The sequence below is a fragment of the Synechococcus sp. R55.8 genome (assembly GCF_047461895.1).
Taxonomy (GTDB): domain Bacteria; phylum Cyanobacteriota; class Cyanobacteriia; order Thermostichales; family Thermostichaceae; genus Thermostichus.
In genome coordinates, this window is the sequence record NZ_JANSIB010000024.1 from 16,585 (window position 1) to 18,769 (window position 2,185).

Sequence of the window (2,185 nt, forward strand, 5' to 3'; positions counted from 1 at the left end):
CGCGGCGTCAGCTCTACCTTGATGGGTGGGGGCAGGGGGGTGGGGGCAGAGGTCTGGGCAGGCGTGGCTGTGGCAAGGGTGCGCTCCGACAGCAGGGCGCGAATCGAGGCCAGCTCGCGGGCCACCACCTCCGAAGGGCTGGCAGCGCGGGATCGCTCAATGAGATTGGAGACGATGGCCACCAGCTCCTCCGGATCGAAGGGCTTGGGCAAATAGGCATCGACACCGGCCCGGTAACCCTGGATGCGGTCGGCGGTCATCCCCTTGGCGGTGAGGAACACCACCGGCAGATGGCTGTAGGGCTCGAGTTTTCGCAGTTGGGCCAAAAATTGATAGCCATCCATGCCCGGCATCATGATGTCGGAGATGATCAACTGAGGCTGGGCCGTGCTGAGCAGTTGCAGAGCCTGCTGGGCGTTGGCCGCCGGGATCACCTCAAAGCCGCTGTCCTCGAGGTAGGCTTGCACCGCTTCCCGTAAGCCGGGTTCATCATCTACTAGCAGAATGCGGGCTGCTGGACTGGCAGCAGGGGGTTCGGGTTTGGCTGGGGGAGAAGAGGCCATCTGCAGCTCCTGGGTAGCGTTCAAGCGTTTGGCGGCACCTGCCATCCCATATCTCTACAATCTTCCTACTAACCTGTGGGCAATCTCAGGCAAAAACAGGAGCCTTGGGGAGAGCTTTCCACCTGGAGATCTCCGCCCATCCGGGTGGCCAAGTCGCGGCTGATGGCCAACCCCAGCCCCTGCCCCGGCTTAGAAAGATCTGCCCGAAAAAAGGGATCGAAGATCCGCTCCAGATTCTCAGGATGAATACCAGGGCCATTGTCACAGACGGCAACGAACACTTCCCGTTGCGAAGCAGTTGAGGGATCTTCACCCAACTCCACCCTCAGCCGGATCTCACCTGGGGGCGGGGTGTACTTGCAAGCGTTGTCGATCAAGTTATCAAGCACCTGGCGCAGGGCACGCGGATCGGCTTGTACAGGGGGTAGGGAAGGGGGCAGGACGGCTTGAAAGTGGTGTCCCTGGGTTTCGGCCAAGGCTTGATAAATGGGGATCCACTCCCGCAGCAGGTCGGCCAAGGAGAGGGGCTGAAGCTGGAGGGGGGCCGGGATCCCGTCCAAACGCTCGAACTCCGCCAGCAGCTCCTGCAAATGCTTGCACTCCTGTTCAATGCTCAGGCCAATCCAGTGGTTGCGATCCTCGGGGGGCAAGCGTTTTTGCAATAACTTGGCCAGCGTGCTCAGGGCGGTGAGAGGATTGCGCATTTCGTGAAGCAAAGTGGAAAGCTGCTGGGCAGAAAGAGTGACCCCCTTAACCTTGGGTTCTCCGGCTCCGCAGACGGGTTCAGGCTCTGGATGGTGTTCAGCAACTTTTCTGGCTCTCGGCATGGATCCAATCTCTAGACTCTCCCGGCGCTGGCAGATCGATCCTAGCCCTACCTCCCCTGCAATCCGCCATATCAATCCTGAGACGCTATCGGGATCCCAACTGGGTGGCTTATAGCTGGCGGGGCAGGTAGATGTTGAGAATTTCCCCCCGACGGGCGCGATGGCGCACGGTGAGGTAGCCCCCCAAGGCGCGGAACAGAGTTTGGGTGACGGGAAGGCTGAGGCTTACTGCACCTGTGTCCGGCTGCACGACCAACAACTGCCCAATGGCCTGAGGGGATTTGGGCTCTGCGGCAACAGTGGCGTCGCTGCCCTCAGGTGTGTTGACCTGAAACTGAAGTTTGACCAGCTCCCCTGCGCTGACCAACTGGGCGCGAATGTGGCTGCCAGCCGGGGTGCTGCGGGCAATGCGGTCGACCATGCCAAACAGCACCGCTTCCAGCGCCTTGGGATCGCTGACCACATCCGGCAGCTCATCGGGAATCTCCAGCTCCAGTTGGGATCCCCGCCGTTCCACCTGCTCCTGCCAGCGAGGCAGGTTTTGCCGCACCAAGTCCACCAGCGCAATGGGCTCTAGCTGAAGCCGACGCCCCTCCTGTGGGGTAGCAGCGGGCATCACCGTTTCTGTAGCCTGGAAAAACAGCCCGAAGCGGTTGATTTGCTCGGTACATTCGCGGTCAATTTTCTCCACGTATTCCCGTACCCGCGACGGCAGATCGCACCGCTTCAGGATGAGACTAACCAAGGTGCGGATGGTGCTGAGGGGCGTCTGGATCTCGTGGATGAGAGCCCGCA

Annotated in this window: 3 protein-coding genes; all 3 read right to left on the reverse strand. The window is 61.0% G+C overall.

The genetic code is table 11. From position 1 onward, the window contains the following. Positions 1–608, reverse strand: a 608-nt coding sequence (locus NW829_RS04025; protein ID WP_414416489.1) for a response regulator, incomplete at its 3' end; no start/stop codon positions are given. Positions 609–631: 23 nt separating this feature from the next. Further along, entirely contained in the window at positions 632–1,390 is a 759-nt protein-coding gene (locus tag NW829_RS04030; RefSeq protein ID WP_414400573.1) for a sensor histidine kinase, read from the reverse strand. A gap of 109 nt (positions 1,391–1,499) precedes the next feature. Then, positions 1,500–2,185: sensor histidine kinase (locus NW829_RS04035; protein ID WP_414416490.1), on the reverse strand; the 686-nt coding region annotated here is incomplete at its 5' end.